The sequence below is a fragment of the Mycobacterium sp. genome (assembly GCF_049802695.1).
Taxonomy (GTDB): domain Bacteria; phylum Actinomycetota; class Actinomycetes; order Mycobacteriales; family Mycobacteriaceae; genus Mycobacterium.
Window position 1 is genome coordinate 1 of record NZ_JBARMY010000208.1, and the last position, 16,607, is coordinate 16,607.

Annotated in this window: 19 protein-coding genes; 15 read left to right on the forward strand and 4 right to left on the reverse strand. The window is 66.3% G+C overall.

All coding sequences use genetic code 11. The features are described 5' to 3' along the window. From WA317_RS08475 to WA317_RS08495, 5 genes are all read left to right on the forward strand, one after another. Nucleotides 1-1,116: signal recognition particle protein (locus WA317_RS08475; protein ID WP_425172607.1), on the forward strand; the 1,116-nt coding region annotated here is incomplete at its 5' end. A 6-nt stretch (nucleotides 1,117-1,122) separates the two neighbouring features. Continuing rightward, complete coding sequence (locus WA317_RS08480; RefSeq protein ID WP_425172608.1) at nucleotides 1,123-2,190, forward strand: metal-dependent hydrolase family protein; 1,068 nt, start codon at nucleotides 1,123-1,125, stop codon at nucleotides 2,188-2,190. A gap of 49 nt (nucleotides 2,191-2,239) precedes the next feature. Further along, a complete protein-coding gene (locus tag WA317_RS08485) occupies nucleotides 2,240-3,925 on the forward strand; it encodes a serine/threonine-protein kinase (protein ID WP_425172609.1) in 1,686 nt (561 codons plus the stop codon). A gap of 102 nt (nucleotides 3,926-4,027) precedes the next feature. Next, on the forward strand, nucleotides 4,028-5,818 hold the full coding sequence (locus WA317_RS08490; RefSeq protein WP_425172610.1) for an N-acyl-D-amino-acid deacylase family protein: 1,791 nt from the start codon (nucleotides 4,028-4,030) through the stop codon (nucleotides 5,816-5,818). Nucleotide 5,819: 1 nt separating this feature from the next. Further along, the gene (locus WA317_RS08495; protein WP_425172611.1) at nucleotides 5,820-6,428 is read left to right on the forward strand and encodes a TetR/AcrR family transcriptional regulator; all 609 of its coding nucleotides are present in this window, start codon (nucleotides 5,820-5,822) and stop codon (nucleotides 6,426-6,428) included. Between the two features lie 21 nt (nucleotides 6,429-6,449). On the opposite strand, the gene WA317_RS08500 is transcribed toward WA317_RS08495, so the two are convergent. Together WA317_RS08500 and WA317_RS08505 are read right to left on the reverse strand one after the other, a co-directional pair. Next, nucleotides 6,450-6,845, reverse strand: coding sequence for an STAS domain-containing protein (locus tag WA317_RS08500; protein WP_425172612.1), 396 nt, complete (start codon nucleotides 6,843-6,845; stop codon nucleotides 6,450-6,452). A 228-nt stretch (nucleotides 6,846-7,073) separates the two neighbouring features. Continuing rightward, the gene (locus WA317_RS08505; protein WP_425172613.1) at nucleotides 7,074-7,967 is read right to left on the reverse strand and encodes a D-alanyl-D-alanine carboxypeptidase family protein; all 894 of its coding nucleotides are present in this window, start codon (nucleotides 7,965-7,967) and stop codon (nucleotides 7,074-7,076) included. A 57-nt stretch (nucleotides 7,968-8,024) separates the two neighbouring features. On the opposite strand from WA317_RS08505, the gene WA317_RS08510 reads away from it, so the two are divergent. The 5 genes from WA317_RS08510 (at nucleotide 8,025) to trmD (ending at nucleotide 10,713) form a co-directional block, all read left to right on the forward strand. Next, nucleotides 8,025-8,456 (forward strand): nuclear transport factor 2 family protein, encoded by a 432-nt coding sequence (locus tag WA317_RS08510; protein ID WP_425172624.1) that lies wholly within the window; start codon nucleotides 8,025-8,027, stop codon nucleotides 8,454-8,456. A 266-nt stretch (nucleotides 8,457-8,722) separates the two neighbouring features. Then, a complete protein-coding gene (gene rpsP / locus WA317_RS08515) occupies nucleotides 8,723-9,205 on the forward strand; it encodes a 30S ribosomal protein S16 (protein WP_425172614.1) in 483 nt (160 codons plus the stop codon). Between the two features lie 8 nt (nucleotides 9,206-9,213). After that, nucleotides 9,214-9,456, forward strand: a complete 243-nt coding sequence (locus tag WA317_RS08520) for an RNA-binding protein (protein WP_425172615.1) — start codon at nucleotides 9,214-9,216, stop codon at nucleotides 9,454-9,456. A gap of 24 nt (nucleotides 9,457-9,480) precedes the next feature. Beyond that, nucleotides 9,481-10,014: a ribosome maturation factor RimM gene (gene rimM / locus WA317_RS08525; RefSeq protein WP_425172616.1), complete on the forward strand. Its 534-nt coding sequence runs from the start codon at nucleotides 9,481-9,483 to the stop codon at nucleotides 10,012-10,014. A 9-nt stretch (nucleotides 10,015-10,023) separates the two neighbouring features. Then, a complete protein-coding gene (trmD, locus tag WA317_RS08530) occupies nucleotides 10,024-10,713 on the forward strand; it encodes a tRNA (guanosine(37)-N1)-methyltransferase TrmD (RefSeq protein ID WP_425172617.1) in 690 nt (229 codons plus the stop codon). Nucleotides 10,714-10,747: 34 nt separating this feature from the next. On the opposite strand, the gene WA317_RS08535 is transcribed toward trmD, so the two are convergent. Continuing rightward, nucleotides 10,748-11,656: a hypothetical protein gene (locus WA317_RS08535; RefSeq protein WP_425172618.1), complete on the reverse strand. Its 909-nt coding sequence runs from the start codon at nucleotides 11,654-11,656 to the stop codon at nucleotides 10,748-10,750. Nucleotides 11,657-12,018: 362 nt separating this feature from the next. Between WA317_RS08535 and rplS the strand changes: the two genes are divergently transcribed. Genes rplS through WA317_RS08555 form a run of 4 tightly spaced genes read left to right on the forward strand, consistent with a single transcriptional unit; the run spans nucleotide 12,019 to nucleotide 14,356 of the window. Beyond that, a complete protein-coding gene (gene rplS, locus WA317_RS08540; RefSeq protein WP_425172619.1) occupies nucleotides 12,019-12,360 on the forward strand; it encodes a 50S ribosomal protein L19 in 342 nt (113 codons plus the stop codon). Nucleotides 12,361-12,409: 49 nt separating this feature from the next. After that, a complete protein-coding gene (lepB, locus tag WA317_RS08545; protein ID WP_425172620.1) occupies nucleotides 12,410-13,282 on the forward strand; it encodes a signal peptidase I in 873 nt (290 codons plus the stop codon). A 2-nt stretch (nucleotides 13,283-13,284) separates the two neighbouring features. Further along, on the forward strand, nucleotides 13,285-14,046 hold the full coding sequence (locus WA317_RS08550; protein ID WP_425172621.1) for a ribonuclease HII: 762 nt from the start codon (nucleotides 13,285-13,287) through the stop codon (nucleotides 14,044-14,046). Between the two features lie 4 nt (nucleotides 14,047-14,050). After that, entirely contained in the window at nucleotides 14,051-14,356 is a 306-nt protein-coding gene (locus tag WA317_RS08555; RefSeq protein WP_066983311.1) for a DUF2469 domain-containing protein, read from the forward strand. A gap of 3 nt (nucleotides 14,357-14,359) precedes the next feature. Here WA317_RS08555 and WA317_RS08560 read toward each other — a convergent pair whose 3' ends face one another. Beyond that, nucleotides 14,360-15,712, reverse strand: a complete 1,353-nt coding sequence (locus WA317_RS08560) for a WS/DGAT/MGAT family O-acyltransferase (protein WP_425172622.1) — start codon at nucleotides 15,710-15,712, stop codon at nucleotides 14,360-14,362. A gap of 137 nt (nucleotides 15,713-15,849) precedes the next feature. Between WA317_RS08560 and WA317_RS08565 the strand changes: the two genes are divergently transcribed. Next, the coding region (locus tag WA317_RS08565) for an NAD-dependent epimerase/dehydratase family protein (protein WP_425172623.1) at nucleotides 15,850-16,607 on the forward strand (758 nt) is incomplete at its 3' end.

The following is a 16,607-nucleotide window of genomic DNA, read 5'->3' on the forward strand; positions in this document are numbered from 1 at the left end:
GAGCGGGCCGGCGTCGCGGTGTTCGCGCCGCATCCGGGTGCCTCGCCCGACGCGGACTTGGTCCTACAAGCCGGCCCCGGCGATCCGGTCGCCGTCGCGTCAGCCGGGCTGGAGGAGGCCCGGACCAAGCACTTCGACGTCGTCATCGTCGACACCGCGGGCCGGCTCGGCATCGATGACGAGCTGATGGCTCAGGCCGCCGCCATCCGGGCCGCGGTCAACCCCGACGAAGTTCTGTTCGTTCTCGACGCGATGATCGGCCAGGACGCCGTTACCACCGCTGAGGCGTTCGGCGCCGGCGTCGGCTTCACCGGCGTCGTCTTGACCAAGCTCGACGGCGACGCCCGCGGCGGGGCCGCGCTGTCGGTCCGTGAAGTGACCGGCGTCCCAATCCTGTTCGCATCGAGCGGGGAGAAGCTCGAGGACTTCGACGTCTTCCACCCGGACCGGATGGCCAGCCGCATCCTCGGCATGGGCGATGTGTTGAGCCTGATCGAGCAGGCCGAGCAGGTTTTCGATGCGCAGCAGGCCGAGGCCGCCGCCGCCAAGATCGGGTCGGGCGAGCTGACGTTGGAGGATTTCCTCGAGCAGATGCTGGCCATCCGCAAGATGGGCCCGATCGGCAACCTACTGGGCATGCTGCCCGGCGCCGGTCAGATGAAGGAGGCGCTGGCCGCCGTCGACGACAAGCAACTCGACCGGCTGCAAGCCATCATCCGCGGCATGACGCCGGCCGAGCGGGCTGACCCGAAGATCATCAACGCATCGCGCAGACTGCGCATTGCCAACGGCTCGGGTGTGGCGGTGTCCGAAGTCAACCAGCTGGTCGACCGCTTCTTCGAGGCCCGCAAGATGATGTCGTCGATGCTCGGCGGCATGCCGGGTCTGGGCCGCAAGTCCGCGACGCGCAAGGCGGCGAAACCCAGAGCAGGCAAAGGAAAGAAGGGCAAGAAGGGGGCGCGTGGGCCGACACCGCCGAAAGTGCGCAGCCCGCTCGCCGCCGGGTTGCCGGCCGGATTCCCCGACCTGTCGCATCTGCCCGAGGGCCTCAACGAGCTTCCCCCCGGACTGGCCGACTTCGACCTGTCGAAACTGAACTTCCCCGGCAAGAAGTAGCCGAACGTGCGATTGCACGTCCGCGGTCTCGGGCTGCCCGACGGAGCAGAACTCGAACTGTGGATCGTCGACGGAGGGATCAGCGTCGAGCCGGTCGCCGGAGCGGACACCGTTTTCGACGGCGGTTGGATCATCCCAGGTCTGGTCGATGCGCACTGTCATGTCGGGCTCGGTCCGGGTGGGCCGGTCGATCTGGACGAAGCGGCCCGGCAGGCCGAGACCGAACGCGACACCGGTGCCTTGCTGCTCCGCGACTGCGGCGCACCGATCGACACCCGCAGCCTCGACGATCGCGACGACCTGCCGCGCATCATCCGTGCCGGACGACATCTGGCCCGGCCCAAGCGGTACATAGCCGGCCTGCCGATCGACGTCGAGGACGAGTCACAGCTGCCGGCGGCGGTGGCCGAGCAGGCGCGGCGCGGCGACGGCTGGGTCAAGCTGGTCGGCGACTGGATCGACCGCTCGGTGGGCGATCTGGCTCCGTTGTGGTCCGACGACGTGCTCAAGGCCGCGATCGACACCGCCCATGCTGAGGGCGCTAGGGTCACCGCGCATGTCTTCGGCGAGGACGCCCTGCCCGGACTGATCGATGCCGGTATCGACTGCATCGAGCACGGCTCCGGGCTCACCGACGACACCATCGCGTTGATGCTCGACCACGGCACCGCTTTGGTGCCCACCCTGATCAATTTCGAGAATTTCCCCGGTATCGCCGACGCCGCCGGGAAGTACCCCGCCTACGCTGCCCACATGCGCGAGCTGTACGCGCAGAGTTCGCGACGGCTGGCCGCGGCTCGCGAGGCCGGTGTCCCGATCTACGCCGGCACCGATGCGGGCGGCATGATCGCTCACGGCCGTATCGCTGACGAGGTGGACGCGCTGAAAAGCATCGGGATGAGCGACACCGATGCGCTTGGCGCGGCGTGCTGGGATGCTCGCCGTTGGTTGGGCCGTCCCAGCCTCGAGCATGGGGCGCCGGCCGACTTGGTGTGCTACGCCGCCGACCCGCGCCGAGGTGCCGCCGTGCTCAACAATCCGGATCGGGTGATTTTGCGGGGACAGCTGTTCTGACCCCGGCAGCCGATACGCGCTTCGCGAGAAGCCCCGTTAGACTTCGGGAATGGCCTTGGCCAGCGGCACGACATTTGCCGGGTACACCATCCTGCGGATGCTGGAGTTCGGGGCGACGGGCGAGGTGTACCTCGCGCAGCATCCCCGATTGGCCCGTCAGGAGGCGCTGCGAGTCCTGCCCGCGACTTTCACCGCCGACAGCGATTTCGGGCGCCGGTTCCTTCGTGAAGCCGACATCGTCGCACGGCTGTACCACACGAACATCGCGGAGATCTACGACCGCGGCGAGTATGACGGGCGCTTATGGGTCGCAACGGAATATGTTGCCGGGACCAGCGTGGCGCTGGTCGTTGCGCAGCGGTATCCGTCCGGCATGCCGGCCAGTGAAGCTTTTGCCGTCATCGCCGCGATCGCCGAGGCGCTTGATCATGCCCATCAGCGGGGACTGCTGCACCGCGACGTCAAGCCCGACAACATCCTGCTCAGCGATGAGGCGCAAGGTGAACAACGAATCCTCCTGACCAACTTCGGCTTGACCCGACATGCCGGCGAGCGCCATGGTCCCACGACCTATTTGATGGGGGAGTCGGCCGGCTACGTCGCCCCGGAGCAGTCGATGATGGGAACAGACCTCGACGGGCGCGCCGACCAATACGGGCTGGCAGCCACTGCATTTCACCTGTTCACCGGCGCGCCGCCACATCGCGATTCCGCTGATCGTCTGCTCAGCGTGACCCCGCCCAAGCTGAGCGATCGACGCCCCGAGTTGGCGCCGCTGGACGGCGTGCTGGCTACCGCACTGGCCAGACGACCCGCCGACCGGTTCGGTTCATGTCGAGAGTTGGCGGATGCGCTCATCTCGCGGACCGGCGGATGGATCGGTCAATACAGTCCGGAGGCCGTGCTGGGCGTTGTCGATTATCCCGACGATGACACCGAAGCCGCGCCGGGTGCGGGCGCGGCAACCGAATGGGCCAACCGCGCGCGGCCCGCAACCCTTCTCGGCCTCGGCCGGGCGCGGCGGGCGAAAGGCCCGTCATCTATTGCTGAAGCCGACGCGCGGGCGAGGCGCAGATGGCCGTGGATTCTGCTGGGCGGGGCGAGCGGTGCCGCGGCGGTTCTGCTGGGCGCTGTTCTCGTCGTCACCATCGGCGCCGAACGCAACGATCAGCGCCGCACCGCTCAAGCCGCCGGCCCGTCACCGAGCAGCCCGCCTGCCGCCGCACCCAGCCATACTCCCCGCACGCCCGCACCGGGCCAGGAACTGGACGGGTCCTACCAGGTCGACGTCAACCGTGAGCAGCAGACGTACAACGGCAACCCGGACCCGCAACCGCCCAACGTGACCACTTGGTGGGCGTTTCACTCGCGGTGCACGCCGACGGGATGTGTTGCCGCCGGGATCATGCTGGACAACACCAACCACCTCGTAGCGAGCGCCCAGGGTGGCGACCGCCCCTTGGTGCTGGATTTTGGCGACGGCGCCTGGCAGTCCCGGCCCGAAACAGTCCTGTTCCCCTGTCTCGGGCCGACCGGCGCAACCGCGAAACAGACCACCACGCAGGTGTTGTCGCTGCAGCTGCAGGGTAACGGGCCGCTGCACGGTGTCATGACCGTCAACGTCGAAAGCGACGAGTGCGGTCAAAAAGGAGCACAGATCGTCATTCCGGCGACGGCTGGACGCACCGGTGGCGTGCCGCCGGACGTCACTGTGCCCGAACCTCCGGCGCGTTGATCGACTGTTACCGGTGGGCGAGCCCGCGTGCTGGCGCAGATAGATTGTAAGTGCTCACTATCTGAGCTATGCTGGCCGGAATCGACGAACGGGAGAACCGCGGTGGCCTACGACGTGATCATTCGGGACGGATTGTTTTTCGACGGCACCGGCAGCGTTCCGCAGGTTCGGACGGTGGGCATCCGGGACGGCCGAGTGTGCGATGTGTCAGCCGGGCCTTTGGACGAAACCGGCTGCGGGGAGGTGATCGATGCGGCGGGCAAGTGGATCGTGCCCGGATTTATCGACGTGCACACCCACTACGACGCGGAGGTGTTGCTCGACCCCGGACTGCGCGAGTCGGTGCGGCACGGTGTCACCACGGTGTTGCTGGGGAATTGTTCGCTGTCGACGGTCTACGCTGACGCCGCCGACGCCGCCGACCTGTTCAGCAGGGTCGAGGCGGTGCCGCGGCAGTTCGTTCTGGACGCGCTGGAAGCCAAGAAAACATGGTCGTCGGCCGCGCAGTACGTGCGCGCACTCGACGAACTGCCGCTCGGCCCCAACGTGGGCTCGCTGATCGGTCATTCCGATCTGCGGACCGCGGTGCTGGGGTTGGGGCGCGCCACCGAGGACGACGTGTCGCCCACCGACGCCGAACTGGACCGGATGGCGGCGTTGCTCGAGGAAAGCCTGGACGCCGGCCTGCTCGGGCTGTCGGGCATGGACGCCGCCATCGACAAGCTTGACGGTGAGCGCTACCGCTCTCGCGCGCTGCCCTCGACCTTTGCGACGTGGCGCGAGCGGCGCAGATTGATTTCTGTACTGCGCAGGCGTGGCCGGATTCTGCAGAGCGCTCCCGACGTCGCCAATCCGTTGTCCGGCTTGCTGTTCTTCCTTTCCAGCAGCCGAATGTTGGGGCGCCGCAGAGGTGTTCGGATGAGTCTGCTGGTGTCGGCGGACGCCAAGTCAATGCCGGGTGCAGCGCGCGTATTCGGCCCCGTCACCCGGTTGCTCAACGCCGTCCTGGGCGCACAGGTCAGGTTCCAGCATCTGCCCGTCCCTTTCGAACTGTATTCCGACGGAATCGATCTGCCGGTGTTCGAAGAGTTCGGCGCCGGCACGGCAGCGCTGCACCTACGCGATCAACTGCAGCGCAACACATTACTGGCCGACACCGGCTACCGCCGCAGGTTCCGCCGAGAGTTCGATCGCCGCAAGCTCGGACCAACGTTGTGGCACCGCGACTTCCACGATGCGGTCATTGTCGAATGCCCGGACGAGTCGTTGGTCGGCAAGACCTTCGGGGAGATAGCCGACGAACGGCACCTGCACCCGCTGGACGCATTCCTTGATGTTCTCGTCGAGAACGGCGAGCGCAACGTCCGCTGGACCACCGTGGTGGCCAACCATCGCCCCAAGCAGCTCGACAAGCTCGCGGCCGAGCCCAGCATCCACCTGGGCTTTTCCGATGCCGGTGCGCACCTGCGCAACATGGCTTTCTACAACTATCCACTGCGGCTGCTCAAGCGGGTGCTAGAGGCCGGCCGGGCCGGCCAGCCGTTCCTGACCGTCGAGCGTGCGGTGTACCGCCTGACCGCCGAGGTGGCCGACTGGTTCGGCATCGACGCGGGCACCTTGCGGGCCGGGGACCGTGCGGACTTCGTGGTGATCGACCCGGCCGGTCTCGATGAATCAGTGGACGGCTACCACGAAGCGGAGGTGCCGTTCTACGGCGGGCTGCGGCGGATGGTCAACCGCAACGATGCTGCCGTCGTCGCGACCGGGGTGGGCGGCGAGATCGTCTACCGCAGCGGCACTTTCCGCGACGGGTACGGCGAGACGGTGAAGTCGGGCCGGTTCCTGCGGGCAGCCGGTCACGCCAAGGCGCTCCGCGCCGGAGCGCGGCTCTGACGTGGCCCGAACCCAACAGCAACGTCGGGAAGAGACCGTGGCCCGGTTGCTGGATGCCAGCATCGCCACCATCGCCGAAATCGGCTACGGGCGGGCTTCGGCCGCTGTGATCACGAACCGCGCCCAAGTGTCCGGGGGTGCGTTGTTTCGGCACTTTCCCACGATGGGTGACTTCATGGCGGCCACCGCGTACGAGGTGCTGCGCCGTCAGTTGGACCTGTTCGCCAAGCAGGTCGCCGAGATACCGGCCGACCGGCCGGCGTTGGCGGCGGTGCTGACAATTCTACGAGACATCACCGCCACGTCGACCAATGCCGTGCTCTACGAGCTGATGGTGGCGGCCCGCACCGACGAAAAGCTAAGAGCCACTTTGCAACACGTGCTCGAGCAGTATCGGGCGAAGATCATCGACGCGGCGCGGGCATTGCCGGGAGCTGATGAGTTTCCCCGGGAGATTTTCCCGGTCATGGTAGCGGTGCTGACCAACACCTTTGACGGCGCCGCGCTGGTGCGAGCAGTGCTTCCGCAACCCGACATCGAGGAGCAGCGAATACCGCTGCTGATGGCTCTGCTGGGCGGATTGCAGTCTGAAGGCGCGCCCGGCACCTGAAGCGCCGAATCTGCGGGCGGGTCAGTCGTCGCGAAGCTTGCTCAGCGCGTCATTCAACGTGCGGTAGAGCGGAAGGACTTCGTCGAGACCCATCAGCGTCAGCGGCCGGTGAGTGGCCGGGCCGTCGGCAACCACGGCAAAGCTGCGCGAGTGATCAGCACTGCTGTGCGATGACATCAGGACGCTCATGCCTGCCGAGGCGAGGAAGTCGACTTTGGACAGGTCGATGATCATGCCGGCTGGGTCTTTGGCGAGCGCGGCCTCGATCGCTTCGGTCAACCACGGAGCGCTGAGCATGTCTACGCTTCCACCCACCGATACCACAACGAGACGATCGACCCACGACTCGTCGACCTTGAAGTCGCCGTCGCGTAGCTGTGGCTGAGAAAGCGGTGAAGCTTCGTCGTATTCGGCCATCGTTGACCCTCTGTCTTCTGCTCTTCATTGCGCGCAGCTATCCGGTCGTACTGCAGACCGGCATGTTTCAGTGGGGGCTGGATGCTCAACCCGGGTGGGCGGCGCCGACGGGCGTCATCACGAATCCGTGCACGCCATATTCGGCAATTCAAAACAGGATGCCACGGCGTTGGCAGCCCAACTCAGCGGGTAGGCGACCACAGCTCCAGGATCCTTCGCACGCAAATATTACAGGGTGCCGATGGCGGCTGGCGGGCTGAGCGCAAAGCCCCAGTCGAACAGGCTGGCCGCCTGGTCCCAGTAGGTCGGTCCGCCCGCGTGGACCAGCCCGTACATCATCGCAATCACCAGGCGCCGACCGTCGCGCGCGGCGGCACCGACGAAGGTCTTGCGTGCGGCGTCGGTGTAGCCGGTCTTGCCGCCGATCGCTCCGGGGTACCGCTGCAGCAGTTCGTCCTGGTTGACGATCTGATGGTCGGCGCCATCGCCGGGGAACGTCGCCGACGGCTCGGCAGTGATCTGCGCGAATGCCGGAGCGGCCATCGCTGCGCGGAAGATGACGGCCAAGTCGTGTGCAGTGGATGCACCGGAGCCGCCGGGCCCGTCCAAACCCGACGGTGTCACCGCATGGGTGCTCATCGCGCCCAGCGCCGCGGCCTTCGCGTTCATTGCGGCCACGGCCGCCTGCTGACCGCCGAGCATGTGTGCCAGCGTATTGGCGGCGTCGTTACCCGACACCAGCAGCACGCCCTCGAGGAGTTGACGTGCGGTGTAGCTGCGGCCCGCTTTGACGCCGGCACAGCTGCACTCGACCGCGGCGTCGGCGGCGTCGGCAACGACCGTGGTATCCAGACTCACCTGATCCAGGGCCGCTAGCGCCAACAGCACCTTGATCGTGCTGGCCGGGGGATGGGGCACGCTCTGGTCGCGGCCGGCCAGCACCTGACCACTGTCGAGATCGGCGACGATCCAAGTCTGTGCCGGCCCCTCGGGGACGGGCACCGAGCCGGCCGGCTGCACGTCGGTGTCGGCCGCTGCGATGCCGGCGCTGAGTGCGACAGCGCAGGCGAGGGCAGTGAGGTACGCCATGAAGGTTGCCGGTGCGGCGACGAGATTCCGCATGGCCGCTGACAATAGCCCAGCAGGATGCGGGTCACAGCCAAAGTGTTGAATCGACGCATGTTGAATCTCGGTGAAATCTCGGACCGGTTGGAGATCCAGCAGCTATTGACGGATTACTCCACTGCCATCGACCAACGCCGATTCGACGACCTCGATAAGGTCTTCACCCGCGATGCTTACATCGACTACCGAGCCATGGGCGGCATCGACGGCGAGTTCGCTCAGGTCAAGGCGTGGCTGGCTGAGGTGCTGCCCAATTTCACCAATTACGCCCACATGCTCGGGCTGCCGGCGATCCAGCTGGCCGGCGACTCGGCGACCGCACGCACATTCTGCTTCAACCCGATGGTGTTCGGCGGCGCTGAGCACACCACGAAGCCCACCACGATGCTGTTGGGGCTGTGGTACGAGGACGAGTTCGTCCGCACCCCCGACGGCTGGCGGATGAGTCGGCGGGCTGAGAGGAAATGCTTCGACCGGCAACCGTGACGCCCACCCGCCCGCCGAACGTCACGTTGGAGTGGCGTTCGGTGTTCGCGGCCACGCCGGCGTGACGCTCGGCGAGGAGCCGGTCCGGGTCCGCGGATTTCCACTGAACAGCGGCGTTGTGGCACAATCGGCGGCTGTCCGCCCCGCGACCAACTCCGTCAGAGTGCTCGCGCGGCCGGTCACACACGCGAGGTAAAACCGGGTCCGGACGCCCTGTCCGGGCCGCTGAATTGCAGCGTGACACTTACAGGAGAAGTCGCTCACTCATGGCCGTGAAAATAAAGCTCACCCGGCTCGGCAAAATCCGCAACCCCCAATACCGCATCGCTGTCGCCGACGCGCGAACCCGCCGCGACGGCCGGTCCATCGAGGTCATCGGCCGCTATCACCCCAAGGAAGATCCGAGTCTGATCGAGATCGACTCCGAACGGGCCCAGTATTGGCTGTCGGTGGGAGCTCAGCCGACTGAACCGGTTCTGAAGCTGCTCAAGATCACTGGTGACTGGCAGAAGTTCAAGGGGCTGCCCGGCGCCGAGGGCAAATTGAAGGTCGCCCAGCCCAAGCCCAGCAAGCTCGAGCTGTTCAACGCCGCACTTGCGGCCGCCGACGGTGCGCCTGCCGCCGAGGCGACGACACCGAAGAAGAAAGCTCCGGCGAAGAAAGCGGCGGCCAAGAAGGCCGACACCGGGGAAGCCGCCGAGCCGGGACAGACCGCCGGCGAGCAGCCTGAACCCACGGCCGAGAGCTGACCGGCGCCATGAGTACTGCCGTCGTCGACGCTGTCGAGCATCTGGTTCGCGGTATCGTGGACAACCCTGACGAGGTGCGGGTCGACCTGGTGACCAATCGGCGCGGGCGCACCGTTGAGGTGCACGTTCATCCGGAAGATCTCGGCAAGGTGATCGGTCGCGGGGGGCGCACCGCAACGGCGTTGCGCACCCTGGTCGCCGGCATCGGTGGTCGGGGGATCCGCGTCGACGTGGTGGACACCGACCAGTAGCGGAATCATGGCCATGGGGCTTCCGTGGATTTGACAGTCGGGCGCGTGGTCAAGGCGCACGGCGTCACCGGAGAGGTCGTCGTCGAGGTTCGCACCGACGATCCAGGCAGCCGGTTCACGCCTGGAGTCACGTTGCGGGCCACGCGTTCTCGTGAATCCGGGCCGGACCGAAACTATGTCGTCGAGGCGGTTCGCGATCACGGCAACCGGCTGCTGGTGCGGTTGGCCGGGATCACCGACCGGGATGCCGCCGACGGGTTGCGGGGCAGCCTGCTCGTCATCGACTCCGACGACTTGCCGCCGATCGACGACCCCGACGAGTACTACGACCACCAGTTGGAAGGCCTGCGGGTGCACACCACCGCTGGCCAGCACATCGGCGTCGTCGCCGAAGTGCTGCACACCGCGGCCGGGGAGCTGCTGGCGGTCAAGACCGATGACGGCCGAGAGGAACTGCTGGTGCCGTTCGTCAGTGCCATCGTGACCGCGGTGTCGTTGACGGACGGCGCCGTCGAAATCGACCCGCCGGACGGGTTGCTCGACCTCGAGCAGCTGTAGCGCATCGCCATGAGAATCGACGTGGTCACCATCTTTCCGGGCTATCTGGACCCGCTGCGGCAATCGTTGCCGGGCAAGGCGATACAGTCGGGCCTGGTCGACCTGCAGGTGCATGATCTGCGGCGCTGGACTCACGACGTGCACCGGTCAGTCGACGATGCGCCGTACGGCGGCGGACCCGGAATGGTGATGCGGGCGCCGGTGTGGGGTGCAGCACTCGACGAAATCTGTTCCGATAAACCGCTTTTGGTGGTACCCACCCCTGCGGGTGCGTTGTTCGATCAGGCCGATGCGCAGCGCTGGAGCACCGAGCCGCACCTGGTGTTCGCTTGCGGCCGTTATGAAGGCATCGACCAACGGGTCATCGATGATGCCGGCCGGCGGATGCGGGTGGAAGAGGTTTCGATCGGCGACTACGTGTTGCCGGGCGGTGAATCGGCGGCGCTGGTGATGATCGAGGCGGTGCTTCGACTGCTGCCCGGTGTTCTGGGCAATCCGGACTCGCTACACGACGATTCGCATTCCTTCGAACAGGCCGGGTTGTTGGAAGGCCCCAGCTTCACCCGGCCGCCGAGCTGGCGCGGCCTCGACGTACCCGAGGTGTTGTTGTCCGGCGACCACGCGCGAATAGCGGCCTGGCGTGAGCAGGCCTCCCGCCGGCGCACCCGCGAACGCCGCCCCGATCTCCGCGCGGACTGAGTCACGCGGTGCCCAGCGACGTCGGCGCAGGTAACTAGATCCGGCCGCCGGGAAACAGCGTCTTGACGGCCTTGGTGATGGTCGCCCGCGCGGTCGCGTCGTCTGAGGGTTGCAACGACTCGACGACCATGATGTAGCGCCGGTCGGCGCCGATCACTCCGGTCGACAGATGCATCCAGTCCTCGCCGATACAGCACATCCAGCCCTGTTTGACCGCGACGGGCTCAGCGTGGAGGCCTTCCGGGATACCGAAACGCTGCGGATAGCCGTCGATTCCATTCGGAGTGGACTGAGCAAGGTTGTTGATGATCGTCGTGGCCCGCTCCGGCGGGAGGCCGCCGGACCCGTCCAGCAGCATCCGGTAGTAGCGGATCAGGTCGGCGGGGGTGCTGATCGTGTTCCACCACCGTCCATCGCTGGGCGGTGCTGTGTCGGTCAACCCGTACCGACCCGCGACTTCAGTGATGATCGCGTCGCCACCCAGTTGGTTCCAGAATTGCTCGGCGGCGCCGTCGTCGGAGGAGCGCAGCATGACGTCCAGCGCCGTGCGGTCGTCTGCCGACAGGGTGGCCCCGCCCTGCGCCTCGCGCAGTAATAATTCGTCGGCGATGAAAAGCTTGGCCACCGACGCGATGCCGGGGATCTGCTGGTTGCCGTTGGAGACCAGTTGATCAGTGACACGGTCGAGAACCGCAACCGCAAGGGTGGCGCCGTCGGCGGCGGCCTCGTCGGTGACCTGCTGGATGCGGGATTGCAGCTCACCGAACCCAAACGGCGTCGGATCGGGCGGAAGGATCGCCTCGGCCAACCGGTTGACCACCGCAGAGTGCGTAGACACCGGCTTCGCGCTGGACGCGCCGTAGACCTTCGCCTCGCAGGCCGCCACCACCGTCGTCACCACCGCTACGGTGACGACGAGCAGCATCGGCGGCCGCGCTCGCATGCCCCTCCTCTGGCTGCTGTCGGAATACGATTCGGGGTCTGCCGCACTGCCATCCGCCCGCCGCATCAGGGTAGTGCGGCCAGCGGATCCGTGTAGCCGGGACCCTGCACATGCAAGTCATATGAAACCATTCGCCGGCCGCATCAGCAGCAGTGCAGCGCGGTGATTTCCTGTGATTTCGCTGCGTGGGCGGCGTCTGGCACAATTGAGCAGTTGTCTCCAGCATCTCTCGGCGGGCCGGCTTGCGCCCGCAATGCTGCGGGATGCACCAGATGTCCGAATCAATCGGCTGGGTGACCGCTCCGCGCCTTCGGCGTAAGTCGTTGCCCCCAGCCGCGACCGCGAGGAAGTGTCTTCTCAAGATGAACACGTTGGACTTCGTCGACAAGGCGTCGCTGCGCGACGACATCCCGACCTTCAGCCCCGGCGATACCGTCAACGTGCACGTCAAGGTGATCGAGGGCGCCAAGGAGCGCATCCAGGTCTTCAAGGGCGTGGTGATCCGCCGACAGGGCGGAGGTATCCGCGAGACATTCACGGTGCGCAAAGAGAGTTACGGCGTCGGCGTCGAACGCACCTTTCCGGTGCATTCGCCCAACATCGACCACCTCGAGGTGGTGACCCGCGGCGACGTCCGCCGCGCGAAGCTGTACTACCTGCGCGAGCTGCGCGGCAAGAAAGCCAAGATCAAAGAGAAGCGCTGAGCCGCGCTCCGGCCCGCATCGTCTTCAAGTGGCTGGCTACGCTTGGCTCGTGACTGACACCGCGGACTCGTCGCCTGAACCCAAACCCGACGATGGTCCATCGGAGCCCAACCTCGTCACCCGCGAACCGGTCAATCCCGATCGGGCCGTCGCCGAGGCTGAGCCGTCCGCGGCTGAGCCGCCCGCGGATAGGCATGGCGCGCTTCGCGAAACGGTGATCCTCGCGGCGATCGCGGTGCTGCTCTACTACGTCATGCTGACGTTCGTAGCGCGTCCTTACCTGATCCCGTCGGAATCGATGGAGCCCACGCTGCACGGATGCTCGGGGTGTGTCGGCGACCGCATCCTGGTCGACAAGATCACGTACCGTTTCACATCGCCGCAGCCCGGCGACGTGATCGTCTTCAAGGGACCGCCGCCCTGGGATATCGGGTACAAATCGATTCGCTCGCACAACGCCGCGGTGCGCACCTTGCAGAACGCGCTCTCGTTCGTCGGCTTCGTGCCACCCGACGAAAACGATTTGGTCAAACGGGTGATTGCGGTGGGCGGCCAGACGGTGCAGTGTCGGGCCGCCACCGGCTTGACCGTCGACGGCAAGCGGTTGACCGAGCCGTATCTGAATCCGTCGACGATGATGGCCGACCCGGCGGTCTATCCCTGCCTGGGCGCCGAATTCGGTCCGGTCGCCGTTCCGCAGGGCCGACTTTGGGCGATGGGCGACAACCGCACTCATTCGGCGGACTCCCGCGCCCACTGCACCAGCATCCCGGACGACGCGCTCAAGGGCCTGCTGTGCACCGGCGACCCGACTTCGGGCACAGTGCCGGTCGGCAACGTCATCGGCAAAGCAAGGCTCATCGTCTGGCCGCCGTCGCGCTGGCGCGGTGTCGGGTCGGTGAATCCGCAACAAGGTCATTAGCCGTGGTCGCGACGTGGCCACCGCGGACGGTGATCCGCAAATCTTCGGGATTGCGCACGCTGGAGTCGGCGCTGTATCGCAGCGGTCTCGGCCCGGTCGCCGGGGTGGACGAGGTCGGCCGGGGCGCCTGTGCGGGGCCGCTGGTGGTCGCGGCCTGCGTGCTCGGGCCGGGCCGGTTTTCCAGCCTGGCGACACTTGACGACTCCAAGAAGCTCACCGAGAAGGCGCGCGAGAAGCTGTTTCCGCTGATCCGCCGGCACGCGCTGGCTTACCACGTGGTGTTCATCCCGCCGGTCGAAGTGGACCGGCGCGGGGTGCATGTGGCCAACATCGAGGGCATGCGCCGAGCGGTGGCAGGCCTGTCAGTGCGTCCCGGCTATGTGCTCAGCGACGGCTTCCGGGTCCCGGGTCTGCCGATGCCGTCGTTGCCGGTCATCGGCGGCGACGCGGCAGCGGCCTGTATCGCCGCGGCCAGCGTGCTTGCCAAGGTCAGCCGGGACCGGATGATGGTAGCGATGGACGCCGACCAACCCGGCTACGGCTTCGCCGAGCACAAGGGCTACAGCACACCGGCGCATTCCGCGGCGCTCCGTGACCTCGGCCCGTCCCCGCAGCACCGCTACTCGTTCATCAACGTCCGGCGGGTGGCAACCGACTCGGGCACGCGGGTTGTGGCCGAGTGTCAACCGTCCACACCGGATCAGCGTGGTGAACAGGGGTGGGGAAAGATGGGTGCCGGGTCGATCAGCGAGGAGGACGGCTGAGCAGATGAGTGCCGAAGATCTCGAGAAGTACGAAACCGAGATGGAGCTCTCGCTGTACCGCGAATACAAGGACATCGTGGGCCAGTTCAGCTACGTCGTGGAGACGGAGCGCCGGTTCTATCTGGCCAACAGCGTGGAGATGGTGCCGCGCAACGCCGATGGCGAGGTGTACTTCGAATTGCGGCTGGCGGACGCGTGGGTGTGGGACATGTACCGCCCCGCCCGATTCGTCAAGCAAGTGCGCGTGATCACGTTCAAAGACGTCAACATCGAAGAGGTCGAGAAGCCCGAGCTGCGGCTGCCCGAGTAGACGTCAGACGCCGACGGCGCGCTCCAGGTCTTTGAGCGCCGTGTCCAGGTGTCCCAGCATGCGTTGCATGTGCGGCACATTGCCCCGGGCCGCGACCAGACCGAAGTCGAGGTTGTCGGCGTTGTTGGCGACCGTGATGTTGATCGCCTGCCCGTCCAGGGCGATCGACAACGGGTAGTTGCCGACCAGCTGTGTACCGCGCCAATACAGCTGTTCCTGAGCACCCGGCACATTGGAGATCACGATGTTGAACGGCGGCGGAGCGGTGCGGATGAAACCGGGAATCATCCCCAGGAACAGGCCGCCCACGACTGTGACCGACAGCGCGAGCTGCTGCACCTGAGGCAGCTCGACGAACACTTTCTTGTTGTCGCTGATCGATTCGGTGACCGCCTGAAGGCGTTTGGCGGGATCGTCGATGTGCGTGCCCAGATTGCACAGAAGTGCGCCTACCGCGTTGCCGCCGTCGCCTTCCGTGCGCATGCTGACTGGGACCATCGCGATCAGTGGGGTGTCCGGAAGCGCGTTCTGGTCGAGCAGGTAGGCGCGCAGGGCACCGGCCGACATCGCCAGGACGACGTCGTTAACGGTGATGCCGGCGGCATTCTTCACGGCCTTGATCCGGTCCAGCGAATAGGACTGCGCCGCGACCCGTCGGGCGCCGCCGATGCGGACATTGAACATCGTCTTGGGCGCCCGGAACGGCAACGTCAGCTGCTGTTCGAGCAGCGCCGCACGGGCCAGCGTCAACGTCGACGGTCCGAGCGAGGCTGCAGCTCCGACGGTGCCGGTCAGTCGCTGCAGCGCGGACGGGCTGTCACCACGGCTGCTCTTGTGCTGACGGGGCTTGAGCGCCCACGGTGCCCGAACCTCGTCGTCATCGGGGTCGGTGGTGAACGCCCGCTGGAGCATTTTCATCGCGGACACCCCGTCGAGCAGCGAGTGATGAAATTTCATGTAAATCGCATAGCGCCCGTCGTTGAGGCCTTCGATGAGATGCGCTTCCCATAGCGGGCGGTGGCGGTCGAGCAGGGTGCCGTGCAGCCGGGAAGTCAGCTCGAGCAGGTCACGCACCCGACCGGGACTGGGCACGGCGGATCTCCGGAAGTGGTAGTCGAGTTCGACCTCTTTGTCCAACGACCAGGCAAAATTGGTGAGCGGACCGAAAAAAGCGGGATGCTGGCGAAACAGGGGTTGGACATCGGTTTCGGCCAGCATTGCTTCGTAGGATTCCCGCACGAAGTCAGGCCCGGCATCCTCGGGCGGCTGGTAGAGCTGCAGGGCACCGACATGCATCGGGTGCTCGCGGGATTCGCCGACGAGGAACATCGAGTCGGTCGGTGGCATCAGCTTCATGATTCTTCTCCCCGCCCCCAAAGGGCCTGGTGGGCTAAACCAACACTGGCAGTGGTTTTAACCACATTCGGCGCTCATCACACCACATCGGCTCACTTAATAGTTTCGCGTTCGCGTTCCCCGGGAAGATTGGGCGGATGGGACTCACCGTTGCGGTCACCGGACCGACCGGAGAAATCGGCATCGCGGCTGTCACGGCGCTCGAGCACGACCCCGCAGTGGACAACATCCTCGGGATGGCGCGGCGTCCGTTCGACTCGACGTCGCACGGTTGGACGAAGACGACCTACCGGCAAGGCGACATCCTCGATCGGGAGGCGGTCGACGCCCTGGTCGCCGACGCGGATGTGGTGGTGCACCTGGCGTTTATCATCATGGGTTCCCGGCAAGAAAGTGCCCGCATCAATCTGCAGGGCACCCGCAACGTCTTCGAGGCGACGGTGGCCGCGCAGCGGCCGAGGCGTCTGGTGTACACCTCATCGGTCGCGGCCTACGGCTATCACGCCGACAACCCGGTACCGCTCACCGAGGATGTGCCGCCGCGCGGATCAGCTGAGCACTACTACTCGGAGCAAAAGGCCGCTTGCGAAGCGACTCTGGCGGAGGTCACCGAGGGGTCGTCGCTGGAGGTGTTCATCCTGCGCCCGTGCATCGTCGCGGGGCCGAAGGCGCCGGCGCTCGCCGACGCGATGCCGTGGAACCAGTTGCCTGCGCCGATTCGGGCGGTGACCAACGCGATCCCGGTGCTCAAGCCGGTGGTACCCGACCCGGGTGTCCCGCTGCAGCTGGTGCACCACGACGACGTGGCGTCGGCGGTCGCCCTGGCGGCCACCGCCCCGGCGCCGCCCGGGGCTTACAACCTTGCCGGCGACGGGTTGATCACCATCTCAGATGT